Source organism: Avibacterium volantium (genome assembly GCF_049366555.1).
Taxonomy (GTDB): Bacteria; Pseudomonadota; Gammaproteobacteria; order Enterobacterales; family Pasteurellaceae; genus Avibacterium; species Avibacterium volantium_A.
In genome coordinates this window covers 66,863-87,440 of the sequence record NZ_JBMMGT010000002.1, presented here as the reverse complement: position 1 = coordinate 87,440, position 20,578 = coordinate 66,863, and the positions used below count along the sequence as shown (strand labels likewise).

16 protein-coding genes and 2 pseudogenes are annotated in these 20,578 nt (G+C 42.9%); 9 read left to right on the top strand and 9 right to left on the bottom strand.

Features of this window, described 5'->3' with window-relative positions:
• Positions 1-10: 10 nt before the first annotated feature.
• From ACLS0A_RS00925 to fdhD, 3 genes are all read right to left on the bottom strand, one after another.
• On the bottom strand, positions 11-2,176 hold the full coding sequence (locus ACLS0A_RS00925) for a copper-translocating P-type ATPase (protein WP_416082056.1): 2,166 nt from the start codon (positions 2,174-2,176) through the stop codon (positions 11-13).
• Between the two features lie 113 nt (positions 2,177-2,289).
• A complete protein-coding gene (locus ACLS0A_RS00920; protein WP_103855319.1) occupies positions 2,290-2,502 on the bottom strand; it encodes a cation transporter in 213 nt (70 codons plus the stop codon).
• Between the two features lie 65 nt (positions 2,503-2,567).
• Positions 2,568-3,407 carry a formate dehydrogenase accessory sulfurtransferase FdhD gene (gene fdhD, locus ACLS0A_RS00915; protein WP_416082043.1) on the bottom strand — a complete coding sequence of 280 codons (840 nt, stop codon included), beginning with the start codon at positions 3,405-3,407 and terminating at the stop codon, positions 2,568-2,570.
• Between the two features lie 272 nt (positions 3,408-3,679).
• Between fdhD and fdnG the strand changes: the two genes are divergently transcribed.
• The 4 genes from fdnG (at position 3,680) to fdhE (ending at position 9,336) form a co-directional block, all read left to right on the top strand.
• Entirely contained in the window at positions 3,680-6,736 is a 3,057-nt protein-coding gene (gene fdnG, locus ACLS0A_RS00910) for a formate dehydrogenase-N subunit alpha (protein ID WP_416082042.1), read from the top strand.
• 1 nt (position 6,737) lies between these two features.
• Positions 6,738-7,661, top strand: a complete 924-nt coding sequence (fdxH, locus tag ACLS0A_RS00905) for a formate dehydrogenase subunit beta (RefSeq protein ID WP_103853121.1) — start codon at positions 6,738-6,740, stop codon at positions 7,659-7,661.
• Entirely contained in the window at positions 7,654-8,340 is a 687-nt protein-coding gene (locus ACLS0A_RS00900) for a formate dehydrogenase subunit gamma (RefSeq protein WP_416082041.1), read from the top strand. Before fdxH ends, ACLS0A_RS00900 begins: the two co-directional genes overlap by 8 nt.
• Before the next feature lie 87 nt (positions 8,341-8,427).
• Entirely contained in the window at positions 8,428-9,336 is a 909-nt protein-coding gene (gene fdhE, locus ACLS0A_RS00895; protein WP_416082040.1) for a formate dehydrogenase accessory protein FdhE, read from the top strand.
• A 358-nt stretch (positions 9,337-9,694) separates the two neighbouring features.
• Here the strand turns inward: fdhE and xseA are convergent, their stop codons facing one another.
• From xseA to ACLS0A_RS00875, 4 genes and pseudogenes are all read right to left on the bottom strand, one after another.
• Positions 9,695-11,248: an exodeoxyribonuclease VII large subunit gene (gene xseA / locus ACLS0A_RS00890; protein ID WP_416082039.1), complete on the bottom strand. Its 1,554-nt coding sequence runs from the start codon at positions 11,246-11,248 to the stop codon at positions 9,695-9,697.
• A 2-nt stretch (positions 11,249-11,250) separates the two neighbouring features.
• On the bottom strand, positions 11,251-12,447 hold the full coding sequence (locus ACLS0A_RS00885) for a JmjC domain-containing protein (protein ID WP_416082038.1): 1,197 nt from the start codon (positions 12,445-12,447) through the stop codon (positions 11,251-11,253).
• Positions 12,448-12,574: 127 nt separating this feature from the next.
• Positions 12,575-12,850, bottom strand: a pseudogene (locus ACLS0A_RS00880) (RnfH family protein); the annotation flags it as partial.
• Positions 12,850-13,281 carry a type II toxin-antitoxin system RatA family toxin gene (locus tag ACLS0A_RS00875; RefSeq protein WP_126372945.1) on the bottom strand — a complete coding sequence of 144 codons (432 nt, stop codon included), beginning with the start codon at positions 13,279-13,281 and terminating at the stop codon, positions 12,850-12,852. The gene ACLS0A_RS00875 and the pseudogene ACLS0A_RS00880, both read right to left, overlap by 1 nt.
• Positions 13,282-13,381: 100 nt before the next feature.
• On the opposite strand from ACLS0A_RS00875, the gene ACLS0A_RS00870 reads away from it, so the two are divergent.
• From ACLS0A_RS00870 to ACLS0A_RS00850, 5 genes are all read left to right on the top strand, one after another.
• Entirely contained in the window at positions 13,382-13,798 is a 417-nt protein-coding gene (locus tag ACLS0A_RS00870) for an EamA family transporter (protein WP_416082037.1), read from the top strand.
• Between the two features lie 50 nt (positions 13,799-13,848).
• Entirely contained in the window at positions 13,849-14,433 is a 585-nt protein-coding gene (gene pth / locus ACLS0A_RS00865; protein ID WP_416082036.1) for an aminoacyl-tRNA hydrolase, read from the top strand.
• A 42-nt stretch (positions 14,434-14,475) separates the two neighbouring features.
• The gene (gene ychF, locus ACLS0A_RS00860; RefSeq protein WP_115249739.1) at positions 14,476-15,567 is read left to right on the top strand and encodes a redox-regulated ATPase YchF; all 1,092 of its coding nucleotides are present in this window, start codon (positions 14,476-14,478) and stop codon (positions 15,565-15,567) included.
• Between the two features lie 115 nt (positions 15,568-15,682).
• Positions 15,683-16,576, top strand: a complete 894-nt coding sequence (locus tag ACLS0A_RS00855) for a homocysteine S-methyltransferase family protein (protein WP_416082035.1) — start codon at positions 15,683-15,685, stop codon at positions 16,574-16,576.
• 23 nt (positions 16,577-16,599) lie between these two features.
• The gene (locus ACLS0A_RS00850) at positions 16,600-18,006 is read left to right on the top strand and encodes a basic amino acid/polyamine antiporter (RefSeq protein WP_416082034.1); all 1,407 of its coding nucleotides are present in this window, start codon (positions 16,600-16,602) and stop codon (positions 18,004-18,006) included.
• 136 nt (positions 18,007-18,142) lie between these two features.
• Here the strand turns inward: ACLS0A_RS00850 and ACLS0A_RS00845 are convergent.
• Positions 18,143-18,729: pseudogene (locus tag ACLS0A_RS00845) on the bottom strand (DNA glycosylase).
• Positions 18,730-20,379: an LTA synthase family protein gene (locus ACLS0A_RS00840; RefSeq protein ID WP_416082033.1), complete on the bottom strand. Its 1,650-nt coding sequence runs from the start codon at positions 20,377-20,379 to the stop codon at positions 18,730-18,732. It abuts the pseudogene before it with no gap.
• Between the last annotated feature and the right edge of the window lie 199 nt (positions 20,380-20,578).

The window sequence follows — 20,578 nt, the reverse complement described above, 5'->3', positions numbered from 1 at the left end:
GCCTTATCAATTATTTCACTTTAAATTTTAACAAACGATTGGCATTGCTCACCACGGTGATGGAAGACAACGCCATTGCTAGCCCGCCAATCATTGGGTTAAGCAAAATGCCAAACAAGGGATACAACAACCCAGCGGCAATAGGTATGCCTAAAATATTGTAAATAAATGCGCCGAACAGATTTTGCTTCATATTGCGTAAGATGCCTTTGGAAAGGCAAAGCGCATCAGCCACGGCAGAAATATTGTGGCGCATTAAGGTTAATTCGGCGGTTTCTATGGCAATATCTGAACCGTTACCCATTGCGATACTCACGTCTGCTTGAGCAAGGGCTGGTGCATCATTAATGCCGTCCCCCACCATCACTACGTTGCGGCCTTCTTGCTGTAATGCCTTGATGATATTTGCTTTTTCAGCAGGCAACACACCTGCGATCACGTTGTCAATCGCTATGCCTTGTGCCAATGCGCGAGCCGTTTTTTCTTGATCGCCAGTGAGCATCACCAAATGATAGCCCCGCTCGTGCAGACGTTGTAAGGCATTCGCTGAATCTTCACGCAAAGGATCACTTAGCACAAATAGCCCAGCTAATTGACGATTGATCGCGAAAAAGACCACCGTTGCGCCACGTTCTGTTTGTTGCTGAAAGATCGCCATTGCAGTCTGAATATCCACACCTTGTTGCGCCATTAAGGCTTGGTTACCGAGCAATAATTCAAGCCCTTCCACTTCCCCACTCACTCCTAAACCTTGCAAAGTCGCAAAGGCGTTAAGTGGTTTGAGTTCACCTTGCTTTTCTTGATTAAACTGCACTATGCCTTTGGCTAAAGGGTGGTTTGAACCCTGTTCGAGGCTTGCTGCAAGCTGGCTAACTTGCGTTTCTGAATAATCATTAAAACAATAAAGTGCGGTGATTTTTGGTGAACCTTTTGTCAGCGTCCCTGTTTTGTCAAAAACAATGGTATCGGCACTGGCGGCTTTTTGTAAGGCATCGGCATCGCGCACTAAAATGCCTAATTCCGCGGCACGCCCAATACCTGAAATGATCGACATTGGTGTCGCTAGCCCTAAGGCACAAGGGCAGGCAATAATGAGAACGGTAGTAAAAATAACCAAACTATAAGAAAATTGTGGCGCAGGCCCCAAAATATACCAAACCAAGGCGGCGACTAAAGCAATGGTAATCACCACAGGGACAAAAACCGCTGCAATTTTGTCTGCCAGTTGTCCCATTTTTGGCTTGCTACTCTGCGCTTGACGCACTAATTTGATGATATTAGCCAAGGTGGTTTGCTCACCAATTTGTTCTGCACGATAAATCACTGTGCCATCTGAAATAAGCGTTCCAGCACTGATTTTATCCCCAGCTTGCTTTTGCACGGGAACAGGCTCGCCTGTTAGCATACTTTCATCAAACCAACCTTGCCCTTCTGTAATTGTGCCGTCCACCGCCACACGTTCGCCTGTTTGCAAGCGCAGCTGCATTCCTGCTTGCACTTTCGCAAGGGGAATGTCTTGCGTGCCTTGTGGCGTAACTAGATGCACCGTTTTCGGGGTAAGATCAAGCAAGCGCGCCAACGCCTGTGAAGAATGTTGTTTCGCCTTAGCTTCAAACATTTTGCCTAAATTGATGAAACCAATGATCATCGCTGCTGCTTCAAAATATAAATGACGGGCATTTTCAGGGAAAAACTCAGGATTAATGCAAACAAACATTGAATAAAGCCAAGCTGTGCCAGTGCCTAACGCCACAAGGGTATCCATTGTAGCGGTTCGATTGAGCAAATTCTGCCACGCCTTTTGATAAAAATGTTTGCCTGTCACAATCATCACCAACAAGGTCAGCACACCCACAGCGATCCCATAAACGCGATTGTTTTGATTTGCGCTCATTGTGCCACCAAGCAAGCCCCAAAGCATTAATGTCGCCCCTAAACCAAGGGCAACAATGCCTTGCCATTTACGCTGTTTTACTTCGTGCGCGCTTTTGCTTTGCTGCTTTTCCGCTCGCAGCACTTCATCATTCACCACTTCTGCACCATAGCCTGCTTGCTGCACGGCCGCAACAAGAGATTGCGGCGTGGCATTGCCACTCACTAAGGCTGTTTGTTCCGCTAAATTCACTTGCACTTGGGCAACCTGTGGCACGGCTTGCAAAGCTTTTTGCACTTTCATTACGCAAGCGGCACAACTTAAGCCATCAAGTAAAAGGGTAACCTGATCCTGATGTTGTCCAACTACCACAGGATCAGGTTTTAAGGTTTCTGTGGAAGATTCGGGTAGTGAACTTACTTTGCCGAGTTATCCGCAAGGCGTGCTTGATAACCAGCTTCAACAATAGCATTAATCAACACTTGCGGATCAACATCGCCCACTACAACGGCTTTATCTAAACTCACTTCGGCACTTTGCACGCCAGAAATGCCATCTAAGGTTTTCTGTACGGATTTTACGCAATGTTGGCAAGATAAATCGCTTAACGCTAACACAGTAGTTTTCATCTTTTTCTCCTTCTAGTAAAAATTTTGCATAGCATAAACCTTAACATAGGGTTAGGGTCAAGCATTTAGCGATGAGATAAATTCTCCAAAAAATCCAACCGCTCTTTTCCTGTGTAAACTGTTGCTCTGCCCTCTCTGGCGAAGCCAATTAAGGTAAGTTGGCTTTGTTTGGCCTGTTGTACGGCAAGGGCGGTAGCAGCGGAGATGGCGACTAGACATTCAATGCCAGCGCTTATGACTTTCTGTACCATTTCATAGCTCGCTCGGCTAGAAATTAGCACAAAGCCTTGTTGTTTCGGTTGTGTGGCGTGCCAGCCTAAGAGTTTATCCAGGGCGACGTGGCGACCCACATCTTCGCGAATGGCGAGCAAATTGCCGTGCAAATCGAAAAATGCAGCGGCGTGGGTTGAGCCAGTTTGTTGTCCAAGCTGTTGAGCTGAATGTAATTTTTTCAGGCAATCGTCAAGCAGAGAAATATCCAAAACATAAGTGCGGTGCAAAATAGGCAAGTTTTTGTGGATTTGATCAAGCTGTTCTGTGCCGCAAATGCCGCAGCCTGTTCTTCCTGCTAGAGTTCGGCGACGTTCTTTGAGCGCGACAAAACAGCGTGTGGCAATTTCTATCTGTACTTCTATTCCATTGCAGGTTTCTTCTACGTCAATGCCATAAATGTCCGCTGGCTTTTCGATAATGCCTTCGGTTAAAGAAAAGCCAAGGGCAAAATCTTCTAAGTCTTGTGGGGAACACATCATTACGGTGTGGCTAATGCCGTTATACACTAAGGCAACAGGGGTTTCTACCGCTAAGGTTTCTTCTTTTTCTTGCCAAAGTGATGTGTGTTGAGAATGTTTATTATTTGTTAATTTTTTGAAAAAATTAACTGTTGATTTTGTGATCCAACTCAAGAATTTTTCCTTTCTAATCAAGATTACTTATAGATTTTAGGCGTGAAAAGGCGTATCCTAGCCACAGTATTACGTTGTGTTAATTGTAATACAATTTGACAACAAACTATACTGTAACTGAATTATTTCATTTGTGAAAATGTGCTATTTGCCGTTGTATTTTACTAAATAAAAATCTGAAATATTCAGCTAACCTAAACGAATATCTATATAAAAAACAAATCTACTACTACACAATAACACAACAATTTTGTTGGTTAAGGAGTATCTCTATGCAGGTCACAAGAAGAAAATTCTTTAAGATCTGTGCAGGTGGTATGGCAGGGACGTCTGCGGCGATGTTGGGCTTTGCTCCAGCAACAGCTTTAGCAGCTCCTCGCGAATACAAGTTATTACGCGGTAAAGAAACCCGTAATACCTGCACCTATTGTGCCGTAGGCTGTGGTATGTTGTTATACAGCTTAGGTGATGGCGCAAAAAATAGCGTGGGTAAACTTTATCACATTGAAGGGGACCCCGATCATCCAGTAAGCCGTGGGGCGCTTTGTCCGAAAGGGGCTGGGGCATTAGATTATGTAAATAGCCCACGCCGTGTGAAATATCCTGAAGTGCGTGAGCCAGGTTCAACAGAATGGAAACGTATTTCTTGGGAAGAAGCCATTGAGCGTATCGCAAAACATATGAAAGCAGACCGCGATGCCAACTTTGTGTTAAACAATGAAAATGGCACGCCTGTTAATCGTTGGATGACATCAGGTTTCTTAGCAGGCTCGGCTTGTAGTAATGAAACGGGTATCTTAACGCAAAAATTTGTGCGCTCACTCGGTATGATTTATACCGACAACCAAGCGAGTATCTGACACGGACCAACGGTAGCAAGTCTTGCTCCATCATTTGGTCGCGGTGCGATGACCAACCACTGGGTTGATATTAAAAACTCTGATTTAGTAATCGTAATGGGCGGTAACGCTGCGGAAGCTCACCCTGTTGGGTTCCGTTGGGCGATTGAAGCGAAAAAACAAAATGGTGCGAAGTTAATGGTGGTTGATCCACGCTTTAACCGTACAGCTTCAGTTGCAGATATTTATATGCCATTACGTTCTGGGACAGATATTGCCTTTTTATCTGGCGTTATTCGTTATTTATTAGAAAAAGATCAAATCCAACACGAATACGTTAGACATTATACGAATGCGGCATTCCTCGTTGATGAGAACTTCAAGTTTGAAGACGGCTTGTTCTCAGGTTATGATCCTGAAACACGCAGATATGATCGTTCAACTTGGCGTTATCAATTTGATGCGGAAGGTCAGCCTATTCGTGATCTGACCTTACAACACCCTCGTTGCGTGATTAATCTGTTAAAAGATCACGTTTCTCGTTATACCCCTGAAATGGTAGAACGTATCACGGGTACGCCACAAAAAAGTTTCTTACAATTCTGTGAAGAAATTGCCAAAACCTCTGCACCTGATAAAGCTGCAACCTTTATGTACGCATTAGGTTGGACTCAACATACTGTGGGTTCACAAAATATTCGTACGATGGCGATGATCCAGTTATTACTCGGTAATATCGGGGTTTCTGGCGGTGGTGTGAATGCGTTGCGTGGACACTCAAATGTACAAGGGATTACGGATTTAGGTTTATTCCCACATATGTTGCCTGGCTATATTCCATTGCCAACCGAAGCGGATACCAGTTTAGAAAACTTCCTAAACCGTATTACACCAAAAACAATGATGAAAGATCAGGTAAACTACTGGCAAAATACGCCGAAATTTATGGTAAGTATGCTGAAAACCTTCTTTGGTGAAAAAGCCACTGCTGAAAATGAATTCGGCTACCATTATTTACCGAAATTGCCGAAAGGTGGTATGGATCAAATGCGCTACATTGATGAAATGTATCAAGGTCGCGTAAATGGTTATTTCTGCCAAGGAATGAACCCTGTTGCCTCTTATCCAAATTCAGGCAAAATCATCAAAGCCTTAAGTAATTTGAAATACTTGGTGATTATGGATCCGTTAATTACGGATACCTCGGAATTCTGGAAAAACTACGGTGAATTTAATGATGTGAAAACAGAAGAAATTCAAACCGAAGTATTCCGCTTACCAACCACTTGTTTCGTGGAAGAACACGGCTCAATCGCTAACTCTGGTCGTTGGTTACAATGGCACTGGAAAGCCGTTGATGCCCCATTTGAAGCGAAAAGCGATGGTGAAATTCTTTCTGAATTAAGAGCGGCATTAATCGAGCTTTATCATAAAGAAGGTGGCGTATCACTGGATAGCCTTGAAGCAATGAGCTGGAACTATGACAATCCACTTGAGCCAAAAGCAGAAGAAGTGGCGAAAGAAATGAACGGCTATGCTTTACAAGATCTCCTTGATGCCAACGGCAACGTGATCTTGAAAAAAGGCGAGCTACTTTCAAGCTTCGCACAAATGCGTGCTGATGGTAGCACTTCAGGTGCGTGCTGGATTTATACTGGTCAATGGACACAAAAAGGTAACCAAATGGCGAATCGCGATAATGCTGATCCGTCTAACTTAGGTAACACCCTAGGTTGGGGCTTTGCGTGGCCGATGAACCGCCGTATTATCTACAACCGTGCAAGTGCGGATTTATCTGGTAAACCTTGGAATCCAAAACGCCAGTTAATTAAATGGAATGGCAAAAACTGGAACTATGTGGACGTGGCAGACTTCGGTACTGCGCCACCAAATAGTCCTACCCTACCATTTATTATGCAACCTGAAGGGGTAAGTGGTTTATTTGTGCGTGAACGTATGGCTGACGGCCCATTCCCAGAACATTACGAACCAATTGAAACACCAATTGGCACAAACCCACTGCACCCAAATGTCGTATCCAACCCTGTGGCGCGTATTTTGGAAAGCGACAAAGCAGACATTGGTACTTCGGAAGAATTCCCTTATGTGGGTACAACCTATCGTCTAACAGAACATTTCCACTTCTGGACGAAAAACGTGTTACTCAATGTGATTGCCCAGCCAGAACAATTTGTTGAAATTGGCGAAGCACTTGCAAAAGAGAAAGGCATCAATAATGGCGATTATGTCAAAGTTACCTCAAAACGTGGTTATATTAAAGCCGTAGCCGTGGTAACTAAACGTATTCGCCCACTCACTGCCGATGGCAAAGCCGTGCATACCGTAGGTATCCCAATTCACTGGGGCTTTGGAGGTATTGGTAAACAAGGTTTCTTTGCCAATAACCTCACCATTCGTGCAGGTGATGCAAATACACAAACACCGGAATCAAAATGTATGTTGGTAAATATTGAGAAAGTGGGGGCATAATATGGGAACTATTCAATCGCAAGATATTATTAAAGCCTCTGCAACATCGGGATTAACACCACCACCGCAAGCGCGAGATCATCAGCTTGAAGTGGCAAAACTGATTGACGTTACCACTTGTATCGGCTGTAAAGCCTGCCAAGTGGCTTGTTCAGAATGGAATGATATTCGTGCCGAGCCGGAAAAATGTATCGGCTCATACGATAACCCGATTGATCTCAATGCCAAAGCTTGGACGGTGATGAAATTCAATGAAGTTGAAGAAAATGACCGTCTAGAATGGCTGATCCGTAAAGATGGCTGTATGCACTGTAGTGAACCGGGCTGTTTAAAATCTTGCCCATCACCGGGTGCGATTATTCAGTATGCAAACGGCATCGTTGATTTCCAATCAGACAAATGTATCGGTTGTGGTTACTGTATCGCAGGTTGTCCATTCAATATTCCAAGAATGAACCCTGAAGATAACCGAGTGTACAAATGTACGCTTTGTGTTGATCGCGTTACCGTGGGTCAAGAACCCGCTTGTGTGAAAACCTGTCCAACAGGTGCTATTCATTTCGGTACAAAAGAAGAAATGAAACACTATGCGGAAACTCGCATTGCGGATCTCAAATCCCGTGGTTATGAAAATGCAGGGCTTTATGATCCAGAAGGCGTGGGCGGCACACACGTTATGTATGTGTTACATCACGCTGATAAGCCAGAGCTTTACTCAGGCTTACCGAAAGATCCACAAATTGACGTTACCGTGAAATTATGGAAAGACGTATTGAAACCAGTTGCAGCGGTGGCAATGGGAGGCTTAGTGCTTTCTGAAATTGCGCACTATCTTGCAGTTGGGCCAAATACGGAAGATCTAGAAGAACACGAAGAAGTCGTGCCAGAAGACGAACAAGCACATAAAGGAGGCGAAAATGAGTAAAGTTAAGATCAGCAACGATCAACGAGTTGTTCGCCACAAATTGCCTGCGCGTTTAAGTCACTGGTTACTGGTAATCTGTTTCTTCACCACAGGCTTATCAGGGCTTGCATTCTTCTTCCCTGATTTTGCTTGGCTAACGGAAATCTTAGGTAACCCAAGAATTGCCCGTTTTATCCACCCATTCACTGGGATAATAATGTTTATTGCCTTTATCAACCTTTGCTTGATTTACTGGCCTTACAACATTCCTGAAAAAAATGACTGGATATGGCTAAAAAATATTAAAGAAGTCTTAAAAGGCAACGAACATGCCGTTTCAGACAACGGAAAATATAATTTAGGGCAAAAAATGCTATTCTGGACCTTAATCCTTGCAATGGTTACCCTACTAACAACAGGAATTATTATGTGGCGACAATATTTCTCCCATAATTTCCCAATTCCTGTTATCCGCATTGCCATTTTGCTGCACTCAGCTAGTGCCTTTATGCTCTTTACTGGTATTATGGTACATATGTATATGGCATTCTGGGTGAAAGGTTCTATTCGTGGAATGGTTGAAGGTTGGGTAACGGTACGCTGGGCGAAAAAACATCACCCACGCTGGTTCCGTGAAGACATTCTGCCTGAACTTGAAAAAGAAGCCGCAGAAAAAGCGAAAGAAAAGCACGCTAAATAATTAACAATGGCAAAGTGCGGTGATTTTTTGCAAAATTTTGCAAATTTACACCGCACTTTCTTTATTGACGAACGTTAATGAAAAATTATGAGTATAAAAATTCTACCAAAAGATGAAATTGTACAAGCTGCCAGCTCTTTTCATCACCCTATTCTTTTATTTTCCAACCCGAAAAATCTTTACCAACGCCGTGCCGAACGCCTACGTTCTTTAGCGCAAAATCACCCAATGGCGGATTACCTTAACTTTGCCGCCAATATTGTTGATTGCCAGCTCGCGCTACTCAATGAACAGCCTGTTACGCAAGAAATTGAAATCAGCACGGAAACCAGCGTTCCCCTTGACATCACAAAATGGCAGCGTGATCCTCAATGGCGAGATTTGCTGCGCGCCTTACTCAATAAAATGAAAAATAACGGCAATGAAAGCGTACAAGCCACCATTGAGAATTTAGAAAAAGCTTCTGACAGCGAGCTTGAGCAATTTGCCGATAAACTGCTTGCGCAACAATTTTCTGAAGTCAGCAGCGATAAAGCCTTATTTATTTGGGCGGCACTTTCCCTTTATTGGACTCAGCTTGCTCAACAATTACCGCAAAATAGCAAAATGGAAAGCGGTGAACACCTTCATCTTTGCCCTGTATGCAGTGCGCCGCCGACAGCGAGCGTGGTACATTTTGGCTCAGAGCAAGGCTTACGTTATGTACATTGCTCTCTTTGTGAAAGTGAATGGAATGTGGTGCGTAGTAAATGCACCAACTGCAATCACACAGGGAAATTAGATTATTGGTCAATCGACAGTGAATCCGCACCAGTGAAAGCAGAAAGCTGCGGCGATTGCCATAGTTATCTGAAAATGATGTATCAAGAAAAAGATCCTTATGTAGAAGCCATTGCCGACGATCTGGCAAGCATTTATCTTGATATTGAAATGGAAGAAAAAGGCCTTGCGCGCAGTGGTTTAAATCCGTTTATGTTTCCAAGTGAAGAAGGGTAAAAATAAGCGGTTAGCTTGCAATTAAGCCATAACAAGCAATCCCAATAAACAATATTTCCATTTTATAAAGTGCGGTAGAAAATTTTAAAATTTTTCACCGCACTTTTAATTTTTTAATTGGGAAAAATAAATATATCAGCACAATTTTAAAAGCAAAAAAAGTGGTTAAGTTGCCTTAACCACAAATATGAATAAAATATTTTCGTTTAGCTTTATCTCAATAAAATCAAGATAAATCTTACTCATTGTAAAAAAAAAAACAACTAAAATCGTAAAAAAATTTAAAATTTTTATTTTTTCATTTATTTTACAAAAAAGAACCGATTTTCTTTCCCACCAAGAAAAATTCTCAGAATCCTTATTTTTCAGTGATGATTTGTTTTTCGATTTGCTCAACACGGCTATAAATCACTCCATTCATTAGCTGTGTTTTCACCCGCTCTCCCACTTGCACTTGATGAGAATCAGTAATCGCAATGCCTTGCTCATTTTCAGAAATAGAATAACCACGGGAAAGAATTTTCAGCGGGCTTAATCCGTCCAAGCGTTGGCACAAGGTGGCAAAACGCCCTTGTTTATTTGTCAGCTGTTTTTCTGCGCTAAAATCCAACCGCACTTTTAATTGTTGCAAATGTTGCGCCTGTTTTTGTAGGCGGTACGGCAGCGGATTGTTATTCAGCCGCTCACTAAGTGCGGTGAAATTTTGCTGTTTTTTTACCAAATAATGCTGCATTGCCAGCCTTAAGTCATAACCTAGTTGTTGGATTTGGGCTTTTTGCTGATTAAGCTGTTTTTGTGGGTGACGATTTTGCAAGCGTTGGCTAAGTTGCTGTAATCCTTGTTGTTTCGCGGAAAGGTTGCGTTCCATTGCTAAATGCAAACGCTGGTGCTGCACGGCAATTTTCTGTTGCGATTTTTCCACTGCCCGTTGCATTGCAAACTGCAAACGGTAAGCAAGCTGTTCTAGCTGGGCTTTTTGTTGATTAAGTTGAATTTGCGGATGACGATTTTGCAAACGCCATACAAGCTGATTTAAGGCTTGGCTTTTTTCATTAAATAGACGATCTAACGCCATTTCTAAACGCTGACGTTTATAGTTAAGCTGTTGCAATAATTCTTGCTGATCACGGCTCACTAATTCTGCCGCCGCAGAGGGCGTGGGCGCACGCACATCGGCCACAAAATCGGCAATGGTAACATCGGTTTCGTGTCCCACTGCACTGATCACGGGGATCACAGAATTAAAAATCGCACGCGCCACCGCTTCTTCATTGAAACACCATAAATCTTCTAGCGAACCGCCACCGCGTCCCACAATAAGCACGTCCACTTCTTGACGGCGGTTGGCCAGTTCGATCATTTGTACAATTTCATCGGTGGCCTCTTTGCCTTGCACGGCGGTGGGATAAATCACCACATTCAGGCTCGGATCGCGCCGCTGTAAAATATGCAAAATATCTTGCAACGCCGCCCCTGTTGGTGAAGTTATCACGCCCACTTTGCGGCTAAAGTGCGGTAGATTTTTTTTCAGATTTTGCGCAAACAATCCTTCCGCTGCCAATTTCATTTTCAAAGCTTCAAATTGCTGCTGCAACAAGCCCTCACCTGCAGGGTGCATACTGTCGATAATCAGCTGATAATCACCGCGTGGCTCGTATAAACTCACACTGGCACGCACCAACACTTGCATTCCATTTTGCGGACGAAACGGCACGCGCAGATTTTTCATTCGGAACATTGCGCAACGCACTTGGGCATTTTCATCTTTCAAGGTGAGATACCAATGCCCCGAAACAGGTTGGGTGAAATTGGAAATTTCCCCCGTGAGCCACACTAGCCCAAGCTGACTTTCCAATAATTGGCGAGCCTGCTGGTTGAGCTGTGAAACGGAATAAATCGCACTATTTTCCATTTTTAATCCAACAATACCCAGCCATCATCAAGCCAGTTGCATAGGCTGTCTAACAATAATTCCATTACGCTTTCTTTATCTTGCACGTCAAGCATTAAGGCTTGCAAATCGCCTAAGCCAAGACTTTCGCCATCTGCTAAACGTTTTAAAATTTGTGCTTCAAGGGGATTGAGTTCATCAAGCCATTCGCCGTTGGCATAAATACGCAGCGGATACTCGGTGTAAAGCAATTTGCAATTATTATCTTGTGAAAGCAAACAATCTTCCTCCAAAAGCGACCGCACTTCGTCAGGATCGTACCCCCCTTCCGTTGGTAATAATTCGTAACGTCTGCTACTTACTGTTGTTGCTAAGGCTTGTTTAAATAAAGCGTCAAATTGCGGACTTTCCGCAAGGCTGGCAAGAAATTGTTGCTTAATGGTGGCGATATTTTGCTGTGCCAATAAACCTGTAGGTTGAAGATATGGGCTAAGGCGCAGTGGAATTAAAAATTCGCTTAGATCCAATTCTAAATTCGGTTGATTAAAGGCTTTGCCCACATTTTCAAAAATGTCCGCTAAATTAGGATAACGTAAGCCGAAAGAGAACGTCAGACAATCATCTTGCGCCACACCATAATGAGCTAAACGCGAAGGCACATAAAGCACATCACCGGGTGCAAGCACTTCATTAAGCACCAATTCGCCCATATCATCAAAAATACGGATCGGCTGGTTCGGTTTGAACTCGGTAGTTGGATCGCACCATTTGCCAAGCTGCCAACGGCGATGTCCGTAGCCTTGCACAAGGAACACGTCATATTCATCATAATGTCGCCCTACTGAGCCACCTTGCGGCGCGTAAGACACCATAATATCGTCCCGTTGCCATTGCGGAATAAACCCAAACGCGTTCCAAAGCTGACCTAATTCTGGCGACCATTGTTCCATATTTTGCACTAGCACCGTCCATTGTGTTGGCACATCAGCAAAATCTTGTTCTACCAGCGGGCTAACTTTGAGTTCCCAATTTTCATCACTATGCTGTTTGATGAGGCGAGCGGTAACTTCTTCGCCTTGTGCCAGTTCAATAATATCTTCTGGCTCAAACTGCCCGACAATTTGTGGCAGACCGTTGCGAATTAATAAGGGTTTCTTTTGCCAATATTCTTGCAAAAATTGTTCTGGGCTAATGTGATCGGGTAAACAAAATTTAATCATCGCCTTGTTCCTCTTGAGTTGAAGATGGTGTTGCCAATTGGGATACAGATTGTTGATCTTGGGCTAATTGTTTTGCGCGTTTTTTCGCTTCTTTTTCAGCTTGCTTTTGCGCTTGCTGTTCTTGCAGCTGCTGTGCTGCACGCTTACGACGGATTTCTTTAGGATCAGCCAATAAAGGGCGATAAATCTCAATGCGATCGCCATTTTCTAGCACATCGGTGAGCTTCGCAGGGCGGCTAAAAATGCCAATTTTATTTTCGCGTAAATCAATTTCACTAAATTGATGCAAAATACCCGATTGCAAAATCGCCGTTTGCACCGTTGTGCCTTGCTCCATATGCAAGGTTTTCAAAAAATAACGATCAGGCAAGGCATAAGCAATTTCAATTTTTAATTTGGACATTAGGCGTAAACCTCCTTAGCGCGTTGCTTGAACGCATCGATCATTTTGCTGGTAAGATGGGTAAAAATCTGCCCGAATGCCATTGCAATAATCGGATTAGAAAATTCAAAATCCAGTTTTAAGGCAATTTTGCAGCACTGCTCATCAATTTCCACAAACTGCCATTCCCCTTGTAAAAACTTGAAAGGCCCTTCCACCAACTGCATTTGAATACGCTGATTTTCCACCATTGTATTTTGCGTGGTAAAACGCTGGCGAATACCTGCTTTGCTGATCACCAATTCTGCCGTGAGCTGATTTTGCTGACGGCTTAGGGTTCGACTTTCCACGCAGCCCGGCACAAACTCAGGATAGCGTTCATAATTATTCACCAAATCATACATTTGTTTGGCACTGTAAGGCACTAAGGCGCTTTGATTAACACTTGGCATTTTATTTATACTTAGTATTTTTCTCTAAAAAAACTTTGCTATTATAGCGAATATCAAACAAAAGTGCGGTGATAAACACACGAAAAAATAAGGAAAAACGATGAATTGGGTCATTTTCGCCATTGGATCAGCATTTTTCGCTGGGCTAACTGCCATTTTAGGCAAGCTCGGCGTGGAAGGCATTAACAGCAACCTTGCGACATTTATCCGCACCATTGTGGTACTTGCGGTCGCTGGCGGCATTATTACTCTGCGCAACGAATGGCAACTGCCCCAACATATCGCCACCAACCCCTTTATTTTCCTGCTATTATCTGGCGTTGCCACTGGGCTTTCTTGGCTCTGTTACTACCGCGCCTTACAACTTGCCCCTGCCTCTTGGGTTGCCCCGATTGATAAACTGAGTGTCGTCATCGCCATTGTGCTAGGCGTGGTGCTATTAGGTGAACCGATCAGCTTAAAACTCATCATTGGTTCAATTTTAATTTTGAGTGGTGTATTGGTGTTGGCGTTGTAGCTGTTTTTTCGCTACAATAGCCCACTATTTTTTGTCCTGTTAAAGAAAGTATGTCAGAAATTAAACTCATTGTTGGGCTGGCTAACCCCGGCGATAAATATGTCGACACGCGCCATAATGCAGGGGAATGGGTGATTGATCGCCTTGCTCGTCAATTTAATTTTCAACTAAAAGAAGAAAGTAAATTTTTCGGTAAAACGGCAAGAGCGGTGATTTTTGGCGAAGAAATTCGTTTTCTCGTTCCTACCACCTTTATGAATTTAAGCGGTAAAGCGGTCAGTGCATTAGCCAATTTTTACCGCATTAAACCTGAAGAAATTCTGATTATTCACGATGAGCTTGATCTCTCACCTGGTGTTGCCAAAATTAAACAAGGGGGCGGACACGGTGGGCATAACGGTTTGCGTGATAGCATTGCTCAGTTGGGTAATAATAAAAATTTCTACCGTCTGCGTGTAGGCATTGGACACCCCGGTGATAAAAATCTGGTTTCTGCCTATGTGCTAGGCAAACCTTCGCCAAGCGATTGGCAACTGATTGACAAAGCCTTAGATGAAGCCGCTGAGTGCGTGGAAATTCTCATCAAAGAAGGCATTACAAAAGCAACAAATCGACTCAATAGCTTTAAAGCGTAAAACACTCAACGTTTTAAAGCATAACACAATTAAGGAAACACTATGGGATTCAAATGTGGTATCGTGGGCTTACCAAACGTGGGTAAATCCACCCTTTTTAATGCATTAACAAAAGCAGGTATTGAAGCGGCAAACTATCCGTTTTGTACTATCGAACCAAACACCGGCGTTGTGCCAATGCCAGATCCGCGTCTGGACGCATTAGCGGAAATTGTCAAACCTGAACGAGTGTTACCGACCACAATGGAATTTGTGGATATTGCGGGGCTTGTGGCAGGGGCGAGTAAAGGCGAGGGGTTAGGTAACAAATTCCTTGCGAACATTCGTGAAACTGATGCCATCGGCCACGTTGTGCGTTGTTTTGAAAATGACGACATCGTCCACGTTGCAGGCAAAATTGATCCTGCTGAAGACATCGATACCATCAACACCGAGCTTGCCCTGGCTGATTTAGATAGCTGTGAGCGAGCCATTCAGCGTTTACAAAAACGTGCCAAAGGTGGGGATAAAGAGGCGAAATTTGAATTAAGCGTAATGGAAAAAATTCTCCCAGTGTTAGAAAATGCGGGAATGATTCGCTCAGTAGATTTAGACAAAGACGAATTACACGCCATTAAAAGCTATAACTTCTTAACCTTAAAACCGACAATGTATATCGCTAACGTAAACGAAGACGGTTTTGAAAATAACCCTTATTTGGATCGCGTGCGTGAAATTGCAGAAAAAGAAGGGGCGGTGGTTGTGCCTGTGTGTGCGGCGATTGAATCGGAAATCGCTGAACTTGACGATGAAGAAAAAGTAGAATTCTTGCAAGATCTTGGCATTGAAGAACCAGGTTTAAACCGCGTAATCCGCGCAGGTTATGCCTTATTAAACTTACAAACCTACTTCACCGCTGGTGTAAAAGAAGTGCGCGCGTGGACAGTTTCCGTAGGCGCAACAGCACCCAAAGCCGCTGCCGTCATTCACACGGATTTTGAAAAAGGCTTTATCCGCGCAGAAGTGATTTCTTATGATGATTTCATTCAATACAAAGGCGAAAATGGCGCAAAAGAAGCGGGTAAATGGCGTTTAGAAGGAAAAGATTATATCGTACAAGATGGCGATGTAATGCACTTCCGTTTTAATGTGTAATTTTTTTCTAACTTATTCCATTTTAATCTAAAAAAATAATGAAAAATCTCACCGCACTTTACAAAAGTGCGGTATTTTTTTATCACAAATTTTTTGAACATTCATAGGAAGCAAAATGACAATCACAATCCTTGACGGTGGAATGAGCCGTGAATTAATGCGTTTAAACGCGCCTTTTCGTCAACCTGAATGGTCGGCACTTTCACTTTATGAAAAACCGCAAGCGGTGCAGCAGATTCACGAGGATTTTATCGCCAATGGCGCGGAAGTGATCACTACCAACAGCTATGCTGTTGTTCCATTTCATATTGGGAAACAACGTTTTGTCGCCGATGGAAAAATGCTTGCGGATCTCGCAGGGCGTTTGGCGAAAAGTGCGGTACAAAATAGTGGAAAATCTGTCAAAATTGCAGGTTCATTGCCACCATTATTTGGCTCATACCGCCCCGATTTATTTCGCCCAGAACGTGTGAAAGAGGTAGCGCAGCCGATTATTAACGGGCTTTCCCCTTATGTGGATCTTTGGCTGTGCGAAACCCAAAGCGCCATTATTGAACCGATTTCAATCAAACCCTTATTGCCAGACGATCGCCCGCTTTGGGTTTCCTTTACCTTACAAGATGAAGATCCAAACCAACCAGCCACTTTACGTTCTGGTGAGTCGGTACAAAGTGCGGTAGAAAAAATGATCGAATTGGGCGTCAGTGCCATTTTATTTAATTGTTGCCAGCCTGAAGTGATCGAACAAGCCTTAGTGATCACCCAACAAACATTACAAAAACATCAAGCTCTGCATATTCAAACTGGAGCTTACGCCAACGCATTCGCACCACAAAGCAAAGATGCTACAGCAAATGAAGGGCTTGATGAAGTGCGTAAAGATCTTGATCCGCAAGCCTATTTAACGTGGGCGAAAAAATGGCAGAATGCGGGGGCAAGTATCATTGGTGGTTGTTGCGGCATTGGCTTAGAGCATATTCACGCCCTTTCAGCCTATTTCAAAAAATAACAAACAAATCGGAAAGCAGTAATATGTCAAATAAAAAAATTGGTTTAATTTCACTCACAGCCTTAGTGTTAAGCTCGATGATTGGCTCGGGCATTTCCAGTTTACCGCAAAATATGGCTGCCGTTGCAGGCTCTGAAGCCTTACTTATCGGCTGGCTTATCACGGGAGTAGGGATTATTTTTCTTGGGCTCTCTTTCTTTTTTATCTCTCGCCTTAAACCTGAATTAGACGGTGGAATTTACACCTACGCACGCGAAGGCTTTGGCGATTTAATGGGATTTCTTTCAGCCTGGGGGTACTGGCTATGCGCTACCATTGGGATTGTAGGCTATCTAGTGGTCGCCTTTGAAGGCATCGGAACTTTTACAGACACTGAAAATACGGTGATTTTTGGACAAGGAAATACACTTGCCGCATTCATTGGGTCATCGCTAGTAGTGTGGCTAGTACATATTTTAATTGCCAAAGGAGTGAAAGAAGCGGCCTCCGTTAATTTAGTCGCCACCATTGTAAAAGTGTTTCCACTCATTTTATTCATCGCTCTCGCTCTTTGGTTTTTCTCACCAGATACCTTTAATTTAAATCCGAAAGCGAGCGATTTAAACAATAATGTTGCCGATCAAGTCAAAAACACAATGCTCATTACCCTTTGGGTATTTACTGGAGTCGAAGGTGCTGCCGTGCTTTCTGCTCACGCCAAAAAACGCACTGATGTGGGACTTGCCACCGTATTAGGTATTATCATCGCACTAGTGCTTTATGTAGCAATTACCGTGCTTTCTTTAGGCATTTTGCCACGAGAAACCATCGCACAAATGGCAAACCCTTCAATGGCTGGTTTACTAGAGTTAATGATCGGTAAAAGCGGCAAAATTTTAATTACGATATGTTTAATCGTTTCCGTACTCGCCTCTTATATCAGTTGGACAATGTATTCCGCTGAAGTACCTTATCGCGGTGCAAAAAATGGCGCATTCCCACAAATTCTTAACAAACTCAATCGTAATGATGTGCCGATTAATTCTTTATGGTTCACTGGTCTTGTTGTGCAACTTTGTTTATTCCTTGTGCTGCTTACCGGCAAAACCTATGAAGCATTACTGCTTATTTCAACCTCAATGATCCTTGTGCCTTATTTACTGATCGGTGCTTACTTGCTCAAACTATCTTTCCAGCAACAAAGCGCTTGGTATATTAAATTTACAGGGCTAATGGCTACTCTTTACGGATTATGGATTTTATACGCCGCAGGCTTAGATTACTTATTAATTTCCGTAGCATTATACGTTCCGGGCATCGCCCTATTCCTCTACTCTCGCCACCAAGCACAAGGTAAATTCAACCTAAATCACGGCGAAAAAGCCCTCATAGCGCTGTTCGCATTACTCTTTATTTGGGCAATTAAAGTGCTGATAAATTTTGAATTCTAATTTATATAAAAAGCAGATCATTGATCTGCTTTTCTTTTATCAGTGTTTTATGAGATAGTAAAAACAAAGTGCGGTGGGATTTCTATAAAAAATTAGCATAATGCCCCAATTCTTAAGTTAACCAGACAAATCCTTTTTAAACCAATCCCACCATTTCAAAAAATGTCCGATAGGCCGCCACTTTTTTGTCAAAGGCAAGTGGATAAGCCCTTGAAGTGGACGGCAGGCGATATAAATTGAGCGAAAAATCGGGATAAGGGTAAGAGATAAAGCTGTTGGTTTTCGGTGCTTTGACTTTTCAGGCAATAGAGAAAGCAAAATCTCAGTGGCTTTGCCCCCTGTGGTGAAAATCCAGTGGCATTGCGGCACTTGGGGCAGCACTTCGCTAAGATTTACGCTTTCCACCACTTTCAAAAATTTATCTGAAGCATTATCTTGCTCCCGAATGGCTTTGCGCACCGTTGGACATAATGCAATGCCCTTTTGCCATAAAAAATCCTTAATTCGTGCGGGATCAAAGCGTTTTTCATTTGGCACTTGAAAATAATCTGCACGCCCGAAAAACACTTCGCCATACACACGCCACATATCATTTTGAAAATTGGGATAATGAAATTCCATACAGCGTTTTTCCGCCTTAGGGGGAAAACTTCCCATCATCATCACTGTGGCATGCGGTGGCAATATCGCAGGAAATGGGTGGGTTTCGATTTGCTTGCTCATCTATTTCGCCACCTTTAATTGTTGATACAAATAGTGACGATAGCCTGCCAATAATTGCTCATCTTGGCAATCTTGCAATTTTCCACCGCTCAGTTTGCGCATTGCAATATTGGCTTGCATAAATTCATCGGCTGGCAATCCTGCAATTTCTAAAATCAAACCACCAGCCTGTGCTAAATCAAGGAAATCCTGTTGTTGCTCAAAGTTAGTTTGCATATTGCTACGCACCACAAATTGCGTAATGTAATCCGGATTTGGATAATCAAATTGATAAGCAGGCTGCGCACCACTAATAGAAATTTGGTGATCACCAAAATAAGCCAGCACATAAGGTTTATGACGATTTTGCATATAGCGATTGAAATCTTCGATAACATCATTGAGCTTCACAATTCGCTGGATATAATCGTTTAACTCGCCCGTTCCTTTAGCAGTAAACCCTTGATTTTGCAAATTAAATACATTCCCAACATCATGATAAGGCCCGTGCTCACGCATTGTAAGAACATAAACAAATAAAGGCTGATTCACCTTTTCAAGTGCAGGAATACCTTCTTTTTGCAAAATTTTCTGCACATATTGGCTCATTTCATCACTGCCAATCGTCCATAAATTTTTGCTTAATGGTGAGGGATAGCCTAACTCTTGCGGCTGTAACATTAGATCAAAACCAAGATGATCATAAGCTGGCTTGGCGTTGTAATTGCCTTTCGTGAACGGCGATAAAGCCACGCAATAATAGCCCTGTACTTTCAGATTTTGGATAAAGCTGTATTGCAAATGCGGCACAACAGAATAAAACACGGCATTTGCCATTGCGCCAAAATCCGTTGAAGGTAACCCAGATAGGAACGCAAACTCCGATTTCCAGGTTGCACCACCTAAAGTATGCACACGCAAATGGCTGTTAAACTTGGTATCAGCCTGATTTTCATACATTGTAATTGGCGGAATATCGGCGCTTTCAAATACAAAGCTATGCGGATTTAGGGTAGATTCCTGAAGCCATACGACAATGTCAGGTTGCTCGTTTTCTGCGCTGAGTGGATAGTCGGGAACACGTTGTTTTTGCTGTAAAAAATAATTTGCATCGCCCTCAAATACTGGGGGCTTAAAAAATACGCCACGGCAAGACATTGGTAGATTTAAAAATACATCGCGTCCATCATCGGGCAACGAATCCAACCATTGTTTAATCGCCGATTTATTTTTGCTGTAATGACAAATGGCAAAAATCGTGAGAAAAAGCACCGCACTTGCTAAAATTCGCCATTCAATGCTTGCCACTTCTGCTGACGACCAGCCCATCACGGCATAAACCAGCAATCCAATCAAGCCCGCAATGGCAAAAATGGCCGAGCGATAATGCAGCAAAGTTTCCCAGTTTCGCCAATCCAGAACTAAAAAGAAATCTGACACCAAGAGCGGTTGTTTATAAAAATGTATTTTCAGACGATGGAAAAGCATCAGCACCACAAACAGCACCGCAGCAAAATTCAGCCCACGCTGCCACTGCCCTGTAATGCTAAACATCAAACTAAAAAACAACACAAACTGCGCAATCGCAAAGAAATACGTCCAGCGATAATGCGAGTTAATAACAAAAATCACCGCAGCGAGGGTGAAAAGGGAGAGTAGGAGATATTGCATAGTGAAATTAATAAATATCAAATCAATGTGGCGATTATATCAAAAAGGAAGAAAACGATCTTTCAAATTGAGATATTATTCCAATTTGGATACCTATCTATTCTATGCCAATATCATTTCTATGATAAAACCAAATGAGAAATTGGGTATGCCTTAAGACTGTAAGATAAAACGACCAGATATGAAATCTGGTCGTTAT

Excerpts from the sequence above, each read along its gene's own strand:
- ACLS0A_RS00840 (WP_416082033.1), bottom strand. The coding sequence starts at position 20,379 with ATGCAATATCTCCTACTCTCCCTTTTCACCCTCGCTGCGGTGATTTTT.
- ACLS0A_RS00875 (WP_126372945.1), bottom strand. The coding sequence starts at position 13,281 with ATGCCAAGTGTTAATCAAAGCGCCTTAGTGCCTTACAGTGCCAAACAA.
- pth (WP_416082036.1), top strand. The coding sequence starts at position 13,849 with ATGTCAGAAATTAAACTCATTGTTGGGCTGGCTAACCCCGGCGATAAA.
- fdhE (WP_416082040.1), top strand. The coding sequence starts at position 8,428 with ATGAGTATAAAAATTCTACCAAAAGATGAAATTGTACAAGCTGCCAGC.
- ACLS0A_RS00920 (WP_103855319.1), bottom strand. The coding sequence starts at position 2,502 with ATGAAAACTACTGTGTTAGCGTTAAGCGATTTATCTTGCCAACATTGC.
- fdxH (WP_103853121.1), top strand. The coding sequence starts at position 6,738 with ATGGGAACTATTCAATCGCAAGATATTATTAAAGCCTCTGCAACATCG.
- ACLS0A_RS00900 (WP_416082041.1), top strand. The coding sequence starts at position 7,654 with ATGAGTAAAGTTAAGATCAGCAACGATCAACGAGTTGTTCGCCACAAA.
- ychF (WP_115249739.1), top strand. The coding sequence starts at position 14,476 with ATGGGATTCAAATGTGGTATCGTGGGCTTACCAAACGTGGGTAAATCC.
- ACLS0A_RS00850 (WP_416082034.1), top strand. The coding sequence starts at position 16,600 with ATGTCAAATAAAAAAATTGGTTTAATTTCACTCACAGCCTTAGTGTTA.
- ACLS0A_RS00885 (WP_416082038.1), bottom strand. The coding sequence starts at position 12,447 with ATGATTAAATTTTGTTTACCCGATCACATTAGCCCAGAACAATTTTTG.
- ACLS0A_RS00855 (WP_416082035.1), top strand. The coding sequence starts at position 15,683 with ATGACAATCACAATCCTTGACGGTGGAATGAGCCGTGAATTAATGCGT.
- ACLS0A_RS00870 (WP_416082037.1), top strand. The coding sequence starts at position 13,382 with ATGAATTGGGTCATTTTCGCCATTGGATCAGCATTTTTCGCTGGGCTA.
- xseA (WP_416082039.1), bottom strand. The coding sequence starts at position 11,248 with ATGGAAAATAGTGCGATTTATTCCGTTTCACAGCTCAACCAGCAGGCT.
- ACLS0A_RS00925 (WP_416082056.1), bottom strand. The coding sequence starts at position 2,176 with ATGAAAGTGCAAAAAGCTTTGCAAGCCGTGCCACAGGTTGCCCAAGTG.